General features: G+C 42.5%; 16 protein-coding genes and 2 tRNA genes. 10 read left to right on the top strand and 8 right to left on the bottom strand.

The annotated features are described in order from the left end of the window. Nucleotides 1-12 precede the first annotated feature (12 nt). Nucleotides 13-177, top strand: coding sequence for a cation transporting ATPase C-terminal domain-containing protein (locus PWQ49_RS08315; RefSeq protein ID WP_363321815.1), 165 nt, complete (start codon nt 13-15; stop codon nt 175-177). 204 nt (nt 178-381) lie between these two features. Here the strand turns inward: PWQ49_RS08315 and PWQ49_RS05490 are convergent. Further along, nucleotides 382-456: transfer RNA gene (locus PWQ49_RS05490), tRNA-Arg, on the bottom strand. 151 nt (nt 457-607) lie between these two features. On the opposite strand from PWQ49_RS05490, the gene ilvE reads away from it, so the two are divergent. From ilvE to PWQ49_RS05455, 7 genes are all read left to right on the top strand, one after another. Then, nucleotides 608-1,483 carry a branched-chain-amino-acid transaminase gene (ilvE, locus tag PWQ49_RS05485; RefSeq protein ID WP_300608791.1) on the top strand — a complete coding sequence of 292 codons (876 nt, stop codon included), beginning with the start codon at nt 608-610 and terminating at the stop codon, nt 1,481-1,483. A 39-nt stretch (nt 1,484-1,522) separates the two neighbouring features. Further along, nucleotides 1,523-2,731, top strand: a complete 1,209-nt coding sequence (glp, locus tag PWQ49_RS05480) for a gephyrin-like molybdotransferase Glp (RefSeq protein ID WP_300608789.1) — start codon at nt 1,523-1,525, stop codon at nt 2,729-2,731. A gap of 122 nt (nt 2,732-2,853) precedes the next feature. Beyond that, nucleotides 2,854-3,645, top strand: a complete 792-nt coding sequence (modA, locus tag PWQ49_RS05475) for a molybdate ABC transporter substrate-binding protein (RefSeq protein WP_300608787.1) — start codon at nt 2,854-2,856, stop codon at nt 3,643-3,645. Continuing rightward, nucleotides 3,645-4,313: a molybdate ABC transporter permease subunit gene (modB, locus tag PWQ49_RS05470; RefSeq protein WP_300608785.1), complete on the top strand. Its 669-nt coding sequence runs from the start codon at nt 3,645-3,647 to the stop codon at nt 4,311-4,313. Before modA ends, modB begins: the two co-directional genes overlap by 1 nt. Nucleotides 4,314-4,317: 4 nt before the next feature. Next, nucleotides 4,318-5,418 carry an ABC transporter ATP-binding protein gene (locus PWQ49_RS05465; RefSeq protein WP_300608783.1) on the top strand — a complete coding sequence of 367 codons (1,101 nt, stop codon included), beginning with the start codon at nt 4,318-4,320 and terminating at the stop codon, nt 5,416-5,418. A gap of 58 nt (nt 5,419-5,476) precedes the next feature. Beyond that, nucleotides 5,477-6,568, top strand: coding sequence for a GTP-binding protein (locus PWQ49_RS05460; protein WP_300608781.1), 1,092 nt, complete (start codon nt 5,477-5,479; stop codon nt 6,566-6,568). A gap of 60 nt (nt 6,569-6,628) precedes the next feature. After that, nucleotides 6,629-6,701, top strand: a tRNA-Gln gene (locus tag PWQ49_RS05455). Between the two features lie 118 nt (nt 6,702-6,819). Here PWQ49_RS05455 and PWQ49_RS05450 read toward each other — a convergent pair. The 7 genes from PWQ49_RS05450 to PWQ49_RS05420 all read right to left on the bottom strand — a co-directional run bounded on the left by PWQ49_RS05450 (nt 6,820) and on the right by PWQ49_RS05420 (nt 14,065). Beyond that, nucleotides 6,820-8,853 carry a phosphoadenosine phosphosulfate reductase family protein gene (locus tag PWQ49_RS05450; protein WP_300608779.1) on the bottom strand — a complete coding sequence of 678 codons (2,034 nt, stop codon included), beginning with the start codon at nt 8,851-8,853 and terminating at the stop codon, nt 6,820-6,822. Between the two features lie 27 nt (nt 8,854-8,880). After that, entirely contained in the window at nt 8,881-10,272 is a 1,392-nt protein-coding gene (gene gltA, locus PWQ49_RS05445) for an NADPH-dependent glutamate synthase (protein WP_300608777.1), read from the bottom strand. Further along, nucleotides 10,263-11,117: a sulfide/dihydroorotate dehydrogenase-like FAD/NAD-binding protein gene (locus tag PWQ49_RS05440; RefSeq protein ID WP_300608775.1), complete on the bottom strand. Its 855-nt coding sequence runs from the start codon at nt 11,115-11,117 to the stop codon at nt 10,263-10,265. The genes gltA and PWQ49_RS05440 overlap by 10 nt, the downstream gene beginning before the upstream one ends. A gap of 372 nt (nt 11,118-11,489) precedes the next feature. Further along, nucleotides 11,490-12,563, bottom strand: coding sequence for a DNA primase regulatory subunit PriL (priL, locus tag PWQ49_RS05435; protein ID WP_300608773.1), 1,074 nt, complete (start codon nt 12,561-12,563; stop codon nt 11,490-11,492). A gap of 4 nt (nt 12,564-12,567) precedes the next feature. After that, a complete protein-coding gene (locus PWQ49_RS05430; RefSeq protein WP_300608771.1) occupies nt 12,568-13,305 on the bottom strand; it encodes a DNA polymerase sliding clamp in 738 nt (245 codons plus the stop codon). A 69-nt stretch (nt 13,306-13,374) separates the two neighbouring features. Continuing rightward, entirely contained in the window at nt 13,375-13,692 is a 318-nt protein-coding gene (locus tag PWQ49_RS05425; RefSeq protein ID WP_300608769.1) for a transcription factor S, read from the bottom strand. Continuing rightward, on the bottom strand, nt 13,670-14,065 hold the full coding sequence (locus PWQ49_RS05420) for an NUDIX hydrolase (protein WP_363321814.1): 396 nt from the start codon (nt 14,063-14,065) through the stop codon (nt 13,670-13,672). Before PWQ49_RS05420 ends, PWQ49_RS05425 begins: the two co-directional genes overlap by 23 nt. A gap of 83 nt (nt 14,066-14,148) precedes the next feature. Between PWQ49_RS05420 and artA the strand changes: the two genes are divergently transcribed. Both artA and PWQ49_RS05410 read left to right on the top strand, forming a co-directional pair. Next, nucleotides 14,149-14,967 (top strand): archaeosortase A, encoded by an 819-nt coding sequence (gene artA / locus PWQ49_RS05415; RefSeq protein WP_300608767.1) that lies wholly within the window; start codon nt 14,149-14,151, stop codon nt 14,965-14,967. Beyond that, nucleotides 14,968-15,591, top strand: a complete 624-nt coding sequence (locus tag PWQ49_RS05410; protein WP_300608766.1) for a phosphatidylserine decarboxylase — start codon at nt 14,968-14,970, stop codon at nt 15,589-15,591.

The following is a 15,591-nucleotide window of genomic DNA, read 5'->3' as shown; positions in this document are numbered from 1 at the left end:
GTTTTAGCGACCATCGGTTTGCAGATACTTGCAGTCTACACACCTTTCCTTCAGATGATGCTAAGTACAGTTCCCCTTGCGTTTGGTGACTGGCTTATGCTGTTTGTTATAGGAATGCCGCTGTTGGTTGCAGGCGAAGCGTACAAAAATGTCAAAAAACGATGGTATGAAATTTAATGTTAAATTAGAGTTTTGCGCACAATCGTAAATAAATAAGATTCCTATAGAGTCCTTATAGGAGGGTGGAGAATCATATATGGTTTTTGAAACTCTTCCAACGTTCTAATAAGTATCTAGTAAGGAATCAAAAAAGCAGTATGCTTGAGGGTGTGATTTCAACAAAATGAAGATGTGTAATCACAACTTTTTAAAATAACTTAGCGGACCCGGTGGGAGTTGAACCCACGACCCCCGGGTTAGAAGCCCGGTGCTATATCCTGGCTAAGCCACGGGCCCGCGTCGTGATGTATTATTTGAATCGGGGGTGAAGTAGGACATTGCATTTTATGCATAAAAGCCTTTTGTTAATTAACTAATAACGCATATATATTATAATCACGTCTCATTTGCAGAAACTTGTTATCTTAACAAAAGCGAGGATTTGATTATGACTGAATCACTTGTCTATACTAATGGTAAATTTGTGCCAAAATCCGAAGCAACCACATCGATATTTGATCATGGCTTCCTTTATGGAGATGGAGTTTTTGAAGGGATAAGAGCATATAACGGAAGGGTGTTCAAGTTAGCCGAGCATATTGATAGGTTATATGATTCTGCAAAAGCAATTGCAATGGACATTCCATTGTCTAAGGAAGAGATGACCGAAGCGGTTCTTGAGACCTTGAGACAAAATAATCTTACGGATGCATACATTCGTCCTATTGTTTCACGTGGAATAGGTGATCTGGGTCTTGATCCTCGCAAGTGCTTGAAATGCAATGTTTTCATTATATGCCAAGAGTGGGATGCAATGTATGGTGACCTCTATGAAAAAGGCTTGAAGGCTGTTACTGTTGCAGTTCGCCGCAATGCTCCGGATGCCCTTTCACCAAACATTAAATCCTTGAATTACCTGAACAACATCCTTGCAAAAATCGAGGCAAATGAGAAAGGTGGAGACGAGGCAATTTTCCTTGATAACAACGGTTATATTGCAGAAGGTTCCGGTGACAACATCTTTGTTATCAAGAACGGCAAGATATACACGCCACCCACGATTTCTAACCTTAAGGGAATTACTCGCGCCACAGCCATCGAACTTCTTCACGAGAGAAACTACGAAGTACTCGTGCAGAATATTGCAATGTTTGATCTCTACACAGCCGATGAGATCTTTGTTACAGGTACCGCTGCTGAAGCCGCTCCGATTACGAATGTAGATGGTAGGGTAATTGGTGACGGACAGATAGGTCCTGTGACGAGGGAAATGATAAAAGCATTTGAAGAAATTACCAGTACCACGGGTACTCCTATTTACTGATATTCTTGCACATTTACACATAGCCGGGTGTGTGGCAGGATGAGAAATATACTACGGGACTTGACACCGTTTGAGAGGGCCAGGCAAATTGTGCTTGGTCTCTCAGTTGGTTATAGTATGGAATCCCTGCCAATCTCCGACGCGGATGGGCTTGTGTTGGCAGAAGACATTGTTTCCGACATTAATGTACCACCATTTCCTAAGTCTCTTAAAGATGGCTACGCAGTACGTGCCTCTGACACAAATGATGCCTCTTCTAAGCATGCTAGCCTTATTCTGAAAGATTATATCCCTGCCGGAAGAGGCGACAAACTTTCTGTTAATTTAGGGGAAACTGTTGAGATCTCCACCGGGGCTCCTTTACCTGAAGGTGCTGACGCTGTTGTTATGGTTGAGGACACCGAATTGGAAGGTTCTAAAGTCATTATAAAAAAATCGGTCACTAAAGGGCAGAATGTGATTCCAGCTGGTACTGATATATCTTTAGGAACGCGTGTTTTGCGTGCTGGTCAGAGGTTGTCTCCTGTAAAGTTGGGGGTGCTTGCAGCTATTGGTAGAGATTCTGTTCCGGTCAGGATTCTCAAGGTGGGCATAATCGCAACAGGCGATGAGCTTAGAGAACCCGGGAATCCGCTTGAAGCGGGGAGCATTTACAATACCAATTCCTATACGCTTTCTGCAAGCATCCGGCGTCTGGGAGCAACTCCGGTATCCTATGGAATTGTGAAAGACAATTACATGGAGGTCGAGGATGTTTTCCTTCAGGCATTGGATGAGTGCGATGTTGTCCTGACCACAGGAAGTACTTCTGCTGGTACGGATGATTTCATGTATGATGTCATCGGACAATACGGGCGTATTCTGGTTCACGGGATGAATTTCAAACCCGGAAAACCGGTGATTATTGCGGAAGCTGATGGAATTCCGGTTATAGGTTTGCCGGGGAATCCAACAGCGGCTTTGATGGTTTTTAATGAACTGGTGGCTGTACTGATTTCCAATGGGCTAGGTACATCTCTCCCTATTCGAAAAAAAGTGAAAGGTAAATTAATGGCTGATATCTATTCTGACACTCGCCTTGATTTGTACGCTGTGCGAGTTGATCGGTATCTTGTATATCCTGCCGACAAAACATCTGCTTCCATCACAACTCTTGCTGACGCAGATGGCTTCATATCCATTGGTCCTGAAATTACGTATCTTCCGGCAGGTTCTGAAGTGGAAGTCACTCTTTTTGAAGACGCCTGAAACTTTTACAATAAAAACAAGTCTTTTTAGGATTTCATTAATAGTTCGGAACTTTTTTATAGTAGGATTGCGTTATGTATTGCCGTACATATCATTTAGATGTCTAAATGGAGGTTATTTATTTGAATAAATTTGCAGGTCTGCTCATCACACTAATTTTTCTGTTAATCGTGGTGATTTTTGCAGTTAATATTCCACAAGAAAGTGATTCCAAAACTGAAATTACAGTTTCAGCAGCTTCAAGTCTTACTGAATGCTTTACCGAGATGGAAAAGGAATTTGAGAAAGCAAATCCCGAAATTAATGTTCAGCTGAATCTTGCAAGTTCGGGTTCACTGAGGATGCAAATTGAAGGATTGGCTCCCATAGATGTTTTTGCTTCGGCTTCAAAGAAACATATGGATCTTCTTGAGCAACAAGGCTTAATAGATAACGATTCAAGACGTGACTTTGCTGAGAATTCCCTTGTGATGATCATTCCCACTAGCAGTGAAAACAGCATCATGTCCCCTGAAGATCTCATCAATGAAGCAATTAAGAAGGTGGCTATAGGTGACCCGGAGACGGCACCCGTGGGAAGATACGCAAAAGAAGCACTGGAAGTGGCTAACCTGTGGGATAACATAAGCGACAAGATTGTTTATGCTGAGAGTGTGAAACAGGTTCTTGTTTATGTTGAGAACGGTGAGGTGGAGGCAGGTTTTGTTTATATGACCGATGCAATGTCTGCAGATATGGATAAGATTCAGGTGGTTGCGGAAATTCCTGTAAGTACCCCTATCAGTTATCCAATTGCAGTAATAGCTTCATCAACTGAAAAAGAAGCTGCAGGAAATTTTGTTGATTTTGTCCTATCAGATGAAGGAAAAGCAATACTCAAAAAACACGGGTTTATAGTAGTGGATGAGAATTGATGCTTGAAGATGCCTGGGTACCTCTGTTAATTACATTGAAAGTGGCTAGTTTGTCCACTATTCTTGTAGCTGTGCTGGGGATTGTCATTTCGTATATTCTGGCAAGGAGGGAATTTCGGGGGAAATGGATTGCTGATATCCTGGTAACTCTTCCTCTTGTGCTGCCTCCCACAGTTACGGGTTACTTACTTGTGTTATTGCTGGGAAAAAACGGGATTATCGGGCAATTACTTTATGATATGACCGGATTTGCAGTGCTTTTTACATGGCAGGCTGCGGTAATAGCGGCTTTTGTGGTATCTCTTCCCCTTATGGTTAAAACGACAGCTGCCGCGATCAGCGGGGTTGATCGGGAACTTGAGTATGCAGCATATACTTTAGGTCACAGCGAATTGGAGACCATACTTTTCGTGACACTGCCTCTTGCAAAAAAAGGAATTCTTGCGGGGTTAGTGCTGAGTTTTGCAAGAGCTGTAGGCGAATTCGGTGCTACCCTAATGGTGGCAGGGAACATTCCCGGGCAGACAAATACGATGTCTTTGTCTATCTATACTGCATTCCAGTCTGGCAATGATGCACTTGCGAATATCCTTGTAGCAACTCTTGTTCTGGTTTCACTGCTTGCTATGGGGTTGACTGCAAAACTGGTTGATCGTTGGGGTGTTTGATTTTATGGGTATTGCGGTAAATATATCAAAAGAGTTCCATTCCCGCAGCAGGATGGGTAAGGATCAGGATAGGTTCCTGCTTGATATCAATTTTGAGGTAGGGGATGAGATGGTTGTGCTTTTTGGTCGTTCCGGTTCTGGGAAAACCACTACATTAAGATGCATTGCAGGGTTGGAAACACCGGATAGTGGGCATATCAATGTCAACGGACAGATCTATTACGACAGCAAATCCGGGACAAACCTGCAGCCTCAGTACCGGAGACCGGGTTATGTGTTCCAGAACTATGCTCTTTTTCCTCATATGGATGTGAAACAGAATATTATTTACGGGCTTAGAGGTTGGGACAAAAAAAAGAAAGAAGAAAGGCTATATGAGATGCTTCGGCTCCTTCATATAGAAGGTCTTGATGACAGATATCCTTCACAGCTTTCGGGCGGACAGAAACAAAGGGTTGCTCTTGCCCGTGCTCTTGCTCCCAAACCCGATGTTCTGTTACTGGACGAACCGTTTTCAGCTTTGGATATGGTTGTCAGGATGCGCCTGAGGGAGAGAATAAAAATAATTCAGAAGGAACTTGGTATTCCTGTGATTTTCATAACTCACAGCCCGGATGAGGCTTTTTCCCTTGCTGACAGAATTGTTGTTTTGCATGAGGGGAAAGTCCATCAGTCAGGCAGCCCCAAGGATGTGTTCTATTCACCGGCTGACAGGGCAGTGGCTGAACTTGTGGGAGTCAGTAATATTTTTGACAATGCAAAAGTATCTGGTTCTTCCTCAATGGGGACGGTTCTTGAGGGGAAGGGATTGCAGGTTGTTGCTGCTCAAGTTGTAGATTCTGAGTATGTATCATGGGGTGTCCGACCTGAGAACGTTCACTTGAAATCCTGTAATGAGACCATGTTTTCACAAAAGCCCAATACTTTTGTCGGCAACGTTATTGATGTTACTGATAAAGGAAGTAGTAAACTTTTGGCAGTTGAACTTGATAGTAGTCGTTTCATATTTCTTTGCGAAACCCCATCACGCTTCTCTGACGACATACCTTCTTCAAGATGCGCTGTTGAAATTGCCCCGGAAGATATACTTATTTTTGAGAAATGATTTTCCTGAAGAGTTTTCCGGAAAATCTTTTTTAATATTGAAGTGGTGTTTGATGCCAATGAGCATTGAGGATGAGATTGCAGCAATTGAAAAAGAAATTCGGGATACCCCGTACAATAAGGCTACTTCCCACCATATTGGTAAACTGAAAGCCAAGATTGCAAAACTCCGGGACGAGTTGCAGAAACGTGCTTCAGCAAAGGGTGGTGGAGAGGGTTATTCTGTCAAAAAATCAGGTCATGCCACAGTGACATTAGTTGGTTTTCCATCTGTGGGTAAATCTACGTTGCTCAACCAACTCACAGGTGCCAAATCCGAAATTGGTGCATATGAATTCACAACTCTTGATGTAATTCCCGGCGTTCTGGAGCACAATGGAGCAATCATCCAGATTCTTGATGTTCCGGGACTTGTGAGGGGTGCAGCAAGCGGCAGGGGTCGTGGTAAGGAAGTTATTGCAGTGGTTCGTAACAGCGACCTTGTGGTTTTTGTTTTGGATGTTTTTCAGACCCAGCACTATGAGGTTCTCAAGCAGGAATTGTACGATGCCGGTGTACGGCTTGATGCTACTCCGCCGGATGTTGTTATTAAAAAGAAGGACAGGGGAGGCATCTCTATCAGTGCCACCCAGGATCTTGACATACCCGATAACCTTATAAAAACCATATTGGGTGAATATAAGATTCACAATGCACATGTGCTAATCAGGGATAATATAGGTATTGACGAGCTTATTGATGTTATTATGGGCAACCGTGTGTATATCCCGTCGGTTGTTGTTATTAATAAGGTTGATCTGGCGGATGAGGAAACACTCCGCAAATGCAGGGAGAAATTCCCCGATGCTCTGTTTATAGCGGCCAACGAGGGGAAAAATGTTGAAGCTGTGAAGGATCTCATTTACAATTCTTTGGATTTCATCCGTGTATTCCTCAAACCGCAGGGTGAAGCTGCGGATATGGATGAGCCCCTTATCATAACAAAAGGCAGCACGGTGGGTGATGTTTGTGACCACCTGCACCGTGATTTCAGGGATAAGTTCAGGTATGCACAAATATGGGGCAACTCTGCCAAACATCCCGGGCAGCGTGCGGGGCTCGACCACGTGCTGGTAGATGGGGACATCCTAACTGTCATTATCCAGAAATAAACCGCAAATATCCGACTGGACGATAAAAATAAGTAGGATTATGCAGTTCCAGTTAAACGCAGTCCCGTAGGGTAGTGGTCAATCCTTTCGGCCTTTGGAGCCGAAGACGGTGGTTCGAATCCGCCCGGGACTATTAAAAATTGTTACTATGTTCTACAATTATTGTGGATTCATCTATTTTTTTCAGTAGTTTGCTTATATCCCCATCAGCATGAAAGCCCAATTTCAAATGGAAATTCAAACTGAAAATGTCAGCACCGTTGATGATTACATTTTTTAGAATCCGGGGCAAGATGTCTGGAATAGCGAATCACAACACATGAATCTGTACATTTGCCACAATGTGTACATGAATCAAGAATCTCAATTTTCCCTCCATCACCGATTACAATTGCATCTATCGAACAGGCATGGATACAAACACCGCATCCGGTACATTTTGCAATTCTTAATAACTGCTTCGATGCCCTGTGGTACAGTTTCTCAACATATTTTTTTGAACGCCCTGTAATCTTCACATTTCCAGAATTAAAGAATTTGAGAGTTGCATCTTTTGTTTTCAGCAAGGCAATTCCCAACTCTTCAGCGAGTACAACCTCACCAAGAACCTTCAAAACAGACGCTGCTTCATGTATCGACACTCCAGACACAGTGAGTTCCATGGAATAGCTCCCATTCTTGCATGGGGAATAGCCTGAAGCAACGTCTATGTTGAAATCGTCACCAGCCTCTTTTAAGGACGTTGAAATATTCATTTTTTCTGCAAGAATCCGCATCTTTGCAGGAAGCTCTTTCCACCTCCAAAGACCATATTTTACATAAGATTCAGACAACCCTTTTGATTTTGCCCATTCCTGAAGGTAATTATACCATCTGAAATAAAGATCAGGATGGGTTTCCTTTAACGTTTTAAATTCACTGGCAAGGGAAGAAGGACAAAGATAACATCCAACCCTTTCAAATCCCATGTCATAGAGAGGGTTGTAAGGAAGTTTTTTCCAGTAGATATACAGCCAGACTTCAAAAGCCCTCCAGTTGCGCAATGGAAAAATATTGAGCTGTCCCTGAACAAACGGATTCATTTCAGCGGCTTTTGTCTTTGAACGGGAAAATGATTCATATTGCCTTTTACCGTCGATTGTCAGGCATGTTTGATTCTTGTGACTGCATTTTTTCATCACTGCATTAGCAGGCCCAAGTTTACATACCTTGCAGCACCACCTAAAATCCTTTCCCGGTGGTCCGAATTGATCGACATTTTCCCAGAAGGCATCCTCTGCTTTTTCCTCGGTAAGAGAAATGCCGTGCCGGGTGCAGAAGTCATGTACGAATTCTATGGTTTCCGGGAATTCAAGACCTGTGTTAACAAAAAATGCTCTCAGTTTTTTCGTGGGCAATGCTTGCATGGCAAGGGATAGTGCAACCAAACTGTCCTTGCCACCACTAAAGGAAACATACACAGGAAGTTTACTGTATTTTCCCCTCCCTGCAACATCACGAATATCCCGGATTGCCTCGTTTTCAATATTTTCCAGATACGGGATATTGGCTCGTATAACATCTTCAAGCGAAGCGACTTTAGGGTTTAATTCCACTATTTTGGCCAGACCTTTGACCTTTATGACAGGTGATTTTGAAAACTTGAAGTCACAGGGATTCTTAAGTGCTATTCCCACACCCACTTTTGAACCCATGCATAAAATCACAGGAGAGTCTTTGTGGAAATCATTGGAATACGACTGAACCTCACTTAGCTGAAGTTTCTTTCCCCCAATCCTTTTCTTTGTAGGATATAGATGCACGGATCTTTTTGAAGTATATTTTGATAGGAACGATGCGCCTTCTGGTGTAGGTTCGAATGCATAGTCATTTGCAAGCAAATTAAAATAGAGAAAACCAACACGATATCCATCCACTATTATCTCATCGTTGCGATCGTCTCCTGGAACCTTGTTAAGAAGAATTATCCGTTTTCCAAATGGATCACAGGCATAGTCACGCAACAGTAAGTTACTCAGAACATTCCTTTCATATGGGGAGCAAAATCGGACATCTCCGGGCTTACCAAGCGAAATGTCTTGGCCAATACCACCGCATAAATTACATTTTTTTCCTATTAGGGGAAGATTACAGGTCTTACACCAGTAGATAATGTTTCCAAAATGCTTGCCGGATTTCCTGACATGGGATGGCGTCCTTCGCATTTTTCGATTGTGAGAAAAGTTGGATGGCTTTGAAGATGACGGAACAAGGTTAAATGAACCCTTTTTTGGTTGTTTTACCATTAATATACAATAAAGAAAAGAAGGGATTTAATCCTTTGTGGATTTTCCCTCTGTAATATACTTGTTAATCGTTACAGCAGCCTTTTTTCCGGCACCCATTGCACTTATTACTGTTGCAGCACCGGTTACGGCGTCACCGCCTGCACACACACCATTCACAGATGTCATCATAGTTTCTTCGTCTACTATGATAGTACCCCATGGAGTTATTTCAAGCTCTTTTGAATCTGCGAAAATAACCGGGTTTGGAGATGTGCCTATGGCTATTATAACAATGTCCGCTTCAACGACAAATTCACTTCCTTTAATTGCAACAGGTCTCCTCCTGCCGGAATCATCAGGTTCTCCGAGTTCCATCTTTATGCATTCGACTCCAACTACTTCATTGTTGTCACCACTAAGAATGCGTACAGGATTTGTAAGGAGCCTGAATACAATGCCTTCCTCTCTTGCGTGCTCTATCTCTTCACGGCGGGCAGGCATTTCTTCATCACTTCTGCGATAAACGATTGAAACTTCATCTGCACCAAGCCTCAGAGCACAGCGTGCAGCATCCATAGCAACATTTCCGCCGCCGACTACCACTACGTGATGTCCCTTTTTGATAGGAGTATCATATTCAGGGAACTTGTAGGCTTTCATTAGATTGACTCTTGTAAGAAATTCATTTGCGGAATAAACACCGTTTAGGTTCTCCCCTTCAATTCCCATAAATTTTGGGAGCCCAGCGCCAGTTCCTATGAAGACTGCATCAAACTCTTTTCTGAGGTAATCAAGGGTCTTTATCCTTCCGATTACGTAATTAACTTTAATGTCAACACCAAGGTGCTTGATGTATTCCACTTCTTCCTTTACTATTACTTTTGGAAGACGGAATTCCGGAATACCGTAGACAAGCACACCCCCGATTTCATGGAGTGCCTCAAAAATTGTTACTGCATGGCCTGCTTTTGCAAGGTCTGCAGCTGCAGTTAATCCTGCAGGACCTGATCCAACAACTGCAACTTTCTTGCCAGTGGGAGTGGGTTTTTTAGGGATGGGGACTCCCTTCTCACGTTCATAGTCTGCACAGAAGCGCTCAAGGCGCCCGATTGCAACAGGTTGGTTTTTCTTGCCAAGTACACAACGCTTCTCACACTGCTCTTCCTGTGGACAGACACGGCCGCAGACTGCTGGTAATGCATTGGATTCCTTGAGAACTTTTACAGCTTCATCAAGGTTACCAACCTTAATTTGTGATATGAATCCTGGAATATCAATGTTGACCGGACAGCCCTCCACACATTTGGGTTTTTTGCATTCGAGACATCTGCTAGCCTCGATGGCCGCTTCCTTGGCAGTGTAACCAAGAGCCACTTCATTGAAGTTCTTTATACGTTCTTCAGGCTTTTGTTCGGCCATCTTTTGCCTTACCGGCATTTGCATTCCCCCTCACAACACCTGTGTTCATACTCTTCGGCAGATTTCTTTTCTTCAGAATGGTAAAGAGACAAACGACTCATTAAAAGATCAAAATCAACTTTTGAAGCGTCAAATTCCGGTCCATCAATGCATGCAAACTTTGCTTCTCCACCAACGGAAACACGGCATCCACCACACATTCCTGTCCCGTCAATCATTATCGGATTCAGGCTGACAATAGTTTCAACACCATAAGGTTTGGTAACACCTGCAGCAACCTTCATCATAATAGGTGGCCCTATAACAACAATTCTTGCAATGTCTCTGCCGCTATCAAGAATTTCTTTTACGATATCAGTTACAAAACCATGGTGACCTTTGCTTCCATCATCGGTTGCAACATATAATTCATCACTCACGGCAGCCATTTCATCCTCGAGAATCAACAGATCTGCGCTGCGGGCACCAATGATTGAGATCACATAGTTACCTGCTTCCCTGTATGCTCTTGCCTGCGGATATATTGGAGCAATTCCTACTCCACCGCCAACAAGAATTACAGTGCCCAGTTTTTCAATATCTGAAGGAGTCCCGAGAGGACCTGCAAAGTCCTCAATTGAATCTCCTTCGGACATCTTCGAAAGCTGTTTTGTGGTTTTCCCCATTATCTGGAAAATAATAGTGACATGTCCTTCATTTGGATCATAATCTGCAATTGTAAGAGGAATGCGTTCCCCTCTTTCATCTATGCGAAGGATAATAAATTGTCCCGCTTTTGCAGCCTTTGCTACATCCTGTGCCTCAATTTTCATGAGATATGTATTTGGAACAAGTTCACGCTTCTCGAGTATCCTGTAAGGCATTTAATCACATCTACAGTTTTTGAAATTAAAGAAGTATTACGGGTTAACTACAATGATATCCGCTAATCTCAATCAATTCATGCTATTTGTACCTTATCCATGAGACGGAAAGCTGATTCCCATAAGTCTCATAATAAGATTTAGTCTGTAAAAACTAATTAGAAGGCCGCCATAAATCCCCCTGAACATTGAAATAGCGTTGTAAGCCCACCAATTATACCGTTCTTTTTATGACTTGAACTCTTACACCTAGGCAATTAATGCATTAATCTAAGCTTTTATACCACATAACCATGGTTAATTCCCAAAGACAATATTTTTAAATCCGATTGTTTTTCGAACATTGAGGATTTATACAGAACCAAAATATTATTATTCCGTCTTTTTTTTACTGGAATCCCTCTCCATCCTTTCTTTCCCGGGTTTTCCCTTCCTCTCTTTCATAAACCACATCTTCCGACGATAATAATTCAAAGGATGGTTAATCCGCTTGCAGAGATCATCGGCACCGTGGCAGTTCCCGTAGGTTTTCATCGTACTGCATGATGGAGGTGTATACTGTTCTCCCGAGGAACCTGCAATATGCTCAATCTGATATCTGGTTTTTTCCTCGTCAAAATCAGGTGAAACATTGAACAGATCAATAATTTCATCAATACTCATTCCGGCAGCCAGCAAAAAAGACGTCATTGCAAAACGCATTGAATGGGCAAGGTTGATCCCTCCACGGACATTTGCAATTGCATATTTGATGCAGGGGGGAAACTGTTCAACGCTCACTTCCCCAAATTCATTTCCTTCATAATCTCCTTTTTTCTCCTGCAACACTTTGCGAATCTCGGTGAGCTGTGAAGTGCAGTTTGTGCAAATTTCTTCAGGGACTTTGAGGGGCATAGAACCCAGAATATGTTTTTTCACAGCTTCTTGCAATAAGCGAATAAAGCCTCCTCTGGGAACAAATACCTCTCCGTGTTTTATTCTCTGGTTGATGAGTTTCCATTCGAGGGCTTTCAGGGAAGTGGAATATTTCAGGAAATCCGTAAAATGCATTTTGGCTTCCTCATCCTCAAACTCTGCATGAATATCAAACTCAGCTCCAAATTCGCGGAGGAAGCTATTATCTTCTTTCTTGAGGGTAGAATGAGCAGCTTCTGCTTCTGCCTGAGCGTATTTTCGAGTAAGATAAGGATCATTAAAACAGGATACGAGTATTCGCGCAAAAGGGTAGGAAAGAAGTTCGGTCAGGACTTTACCTTCGTCGGAGCTTGTGAGTGAGGGTTTTTCAATTTTCCCGTTGATTGATTGGATAACTCTTTCCTGGCCTCTTTTCCGTACAGCTTCAAAAGCCCTTGACTCAATTAACCTATCAAGGCTAAACCCCATATCCTGCACATATGTTGCTGCCTGGGGTACAAATGGGTAGAGTGCAAGGGCTGATTTTTTCATAGTTTTAGTCGGATTCAATACGTGGAGCAAGCAGGTATTCAATCTTCCCCTTTCCGCCGGCGATTGAGAATCCGATTTTCACAGGGAAGTCGTTTCCCAGTTGTAGTGTAACTTCACTTGCCTTGGAAGCGGGTTTAACAATATCGGAAAGATAGTCAAGTGAAAACAAAGAACGAGTGGATCCCGGGCGGATGCTTATAAGTTCCTTACGTCCCATTTCCTGTCGCATGCGATCAGTGTCACCTTCAGCTTCCATGAAGAAAGTCTCTCCCTCTATCCCGAGAGATATGTGATCGCTGATTTTCTCGGCGGCTTTGACGGCTTTCATAAGTTCCTTACCGTTGAGCGCAACCTCGGTGGGCAACTCCAGTTGTGGTATTCGTGGTTCTGCACGAATTGTAGAAGGATCGAGAAGGCTGAGTGTATAGGAGATTCCACCAATCTGGATTGCAAGTTTGCGGGATTCTTCATTGATTTGCATTTTTATCTGGTCTGATTTTTCCGCAACACCCAGAATATCTGTCAGTCTGGAAAGATCCAGTCCAATTTCCCCATCTTCAGCAGTGAACTCCTCAAAAGCATCTGCTTCAAGTTCAAAGCTCACCATTGCTACGTTTGCCGGATCAACAGCCCTCGCGGCGATTCCTTCAGGAGAAAGCCTTATCCTGGCTTCATCTACCAGTACAGTAAGTGATTCAATGGAATCCTTCAAAATAGTTGCATCTATCGTTGCCTCAAACATTTTGTTGCTCCGCCTGATTGTTTAGCTGAATTAGATTATGCTAAGGGGCTTATATAGGTTTTCATAATGTTAATCGTATTCTCTCCAAGTAGCTCCACATTTTGTACATTTGAAAAAACGGGTTTCTGATTCATCAGCAGATCTCAGCTGGCGCAACCACCAGTAAGCAAGATTATTCCCACATTCAGGGCACCTTGCTGTAGTGGTTGGGAGTCCCTGATCAAAATTATCTTCAAGAATTGTAACCTCTCTGTCGTCCTGCTTGGCTTTTGACACCATGTCTTCAGTGGCAGCTCCTTGTTCTTTTGTGTACCCACATTTCCTGCATTTTATCTTCCCTTTACCGCCTGGGTACATCATGCTCTTACATTTTGGACAGAATTCCATTAATCTTATCTCCTGCATCTCTTATGATTTTCCCGTGATCAAAGGCCAGTTCGGGCAAATGCTCCAGGGAAAACAAATAGACATCTTGCGCATCAGTACCCGCAGTGGGTTTACCTTCTCCAGTAGCAAGATATACAACTGAAACAGTATGTCCCCTCGGATCCCTCGAAGGATCTGAATATATACCAACAAGATCAATTATTTTGATAGAGATGCCTGTTTCTTCTTTTGCTTCCCTTTTTATTGCTTCCTCAGTGGTTTCTCCAAGTTCAACAAAACCTCCCGGGAGTGCATATCCGCCTTTGTACGGTTCGTTTTTTCTTCTAATAAGTACGAGTTTCCTGTTTAAGATTATTACGGCATCAACTGCCAGTTTTGGTGTTATTGGCTACATATTGATAAAACCTTTATATGATCGGTATTATATTTATGGATACTTATTAAGGTGTTTCCAAAATGATAGAATACGTTTTATGGCTTGCATTGGGAATGATGATTCTTTCTGCCATCATACCAAACTCCCGTTTTTTCAGAAAGCTGATTGGTGCTCTTGGATGGGTGTTTTTTGGCATACATTGGGCATATCAGCCCCTCCATTATCTTGAGATCCATGATTACTTCAATGTAGTTCTCACAATAGTGGTTGCTATTTTCTGTTTCTTCTTTGCATATACGATGGCAGATGAGTACAGGAGGCGTAATTTCGCCCTTGAATCTATCGATGTAACTTCAATGGTGACAGGTGTGGCGGCAATAGGATCACTTTTTTATTTTCCATTCCTGCAAATGGAATCACTAAACTACTGGATCATTTCAACAGTAACTGACAATGTAGTCCAGGTACTTCACATGCTTGGCTATCCGGTTGATTCAACATGGAACACTATATCACTTAATGGTTATTCCGTAGAAATTATTCTTGCATGTACTGCAATTGAGAGTATTGCTTTGTTCATTGGTCTGATTACATCTGTGAAGGCGCCTATGAAAAGGGTTGCATCCTCATTTATGGTATCTGTTCCGGTAATCTATGTCCTGAATATTTTCAGGGATGTATTTGTCGTCATAGCTTATACGCAACAGTGGTTTGGTCCTTCAAGCTTTGAGATTGCCCATCATGTAATTGCAAAATTCGGCTCTATGATTGCTTTATTTGTAATCGGATATGCTGTTTTGAGGATTCTCCCGGAATTATTTGATTTGATAGACGGCGTATATGAACTGGTGACAATCTGGATGAGAAATATCGCCGAAAAATTCTCAGGGATTAGATAAATGCTTGCAAAAGGCTCCTATCCTTGGATTATAAGTCCTGCACTTTGTGCAATGATCCTATTTGCCATTTATCTTTATACTCAGTTTAGTGCTTTGTTCTACTTGGCGGTTTTCTTCACTTTAATCACTGTTTTTTTCATAATATTTTTCAGAGATCCGATTCGAGATATTAAGGTTTGCAATAACTGCCTGTTATCACCAGCAGATGGGAAAGTAATAGACATTAGAGGAGATACAATCTGTATTTTCATGAATATTCATAATGTCCATGTTAACCGTGCTCCGTTTAGCGGGACGATTATTTCGGTGGAACATAAAAACGGAACCTTTTTGCCAGCATTTTCCAAGGATTCTTGGCGAAATGAAAGGACTGAAATATTAATGAGGACTGCGATGGGGGATATTTTTGTCACCCAGATTGCAGGAACACTTGTTAGAAGGATAGTTTCTTATGTAAAGGAGGGTGATGAAGTTATACAGGGTCAGAGAATTGGAATGATCCGTTTTGGTTCAAGAGTGGATGTCAAAGTTCCCGATAACTTTGAAATCACTCGTAAGATTGGTGATAGGGTCCTTGCAGGAAAGAGCCGGATCGCTACGGCAAAAGACTATTCGAAGGAATAA

This window comes from Methanohalophilus sp. (genome assembly GCF_030156785.1).
GTDB lineage: Archaea > Halobacteriota > Methanosarcinia > Methanosarcinales > Methanosarcinaceae > Methanohalophilus.
This window is presented reverse-complemented; position numbering and strand designations above follow the sequence as displayed.

Coding starts and splice junctions, on each gene's coding strand:
- PWQ49_RS05460 (WP_300608781.1), top strand. CDS start 5,477: ATGAGCATTGAGGATGAGATTGCAGCAATTGAAAAAGAAATTCGGGAT.
- PWQ49_RS05410 (WP_300608766.1), top strand. CDS start 14,968: ATGCTTGCAAAAGGCTCCTATCCTTGGATTATAAGTCCTGCACTTTGT.
- gltA (WP_300608777.1), bottom strand. CDS start 10,272: ATGCCGGTAAGGCAAAAGATGGCCGAACAAAAGCCTGAAGAACGTATA.
- PWQ49_RS05440 (WP_300608775.1), bottom strand. CDS start 11,117: ATGCCTTACAGGATACTCGAGAAGCGTGAACTTGTTCCAAATACATAT.
- ilvE (WP_300608791.1), top strand. CDS start 608: ATGACTGAATCACTTGTCTATACTAATGGTAAATTTGTGCCAAAATCC.
- PWQ49_RS05430 (WP_300608771.1), bottom strand. CDS start 13,305: ATGTTTGAGGCAACGATAGATGCAACTATTTTGAAGGATTCCATTGAA.
- modB (WP_300608785.1), top strand. CDS start 3,645: ATGCTTGAAGATGCCTGGGTACCTCTGTTAATTACATTGAAAGTGGCT.
- priL (WP_300608773.1), bottom strand. CDS start 12,563: ATGAAAAAATCAGCCCTTGCACTCTACCCATTTGTACCCCAGGCAGCA.
- PWQ49_RS05425 (WP_300608769.1), bottom strand. CDS start 13,692: ATGGAATTCTGTCCAAAATGTAAGAGCATGATGTACCCAGGCGGTAAA.
- PWQ49_RS05450 (WP_300608779.1), bottom strand. CDS start 8,853: ATGGTAAAACAACCAAAAAAGGGTTCATTTAACCTTGTTCCGTCATCT.
- PWQ49_RS05465 (WP_300608783.1), top strand. CDS start 4,318: ATGGGTATTGCGGTAAATATATCAAAAGAGTTCCATTCCCGCAGCAGG.
- artA (WP_300608767.1), top strand. CDS start 14,149: ATGATAGAATACGTTTTATGGCTTGCATTGGGAATGATGATTCTTTCT.
- glp (WP_300608789.1), top strand. CDS start 1,523: ATGAGAAATATACTACGGGACTTGACACCGTTTGAGAGGGCCAGGCAA.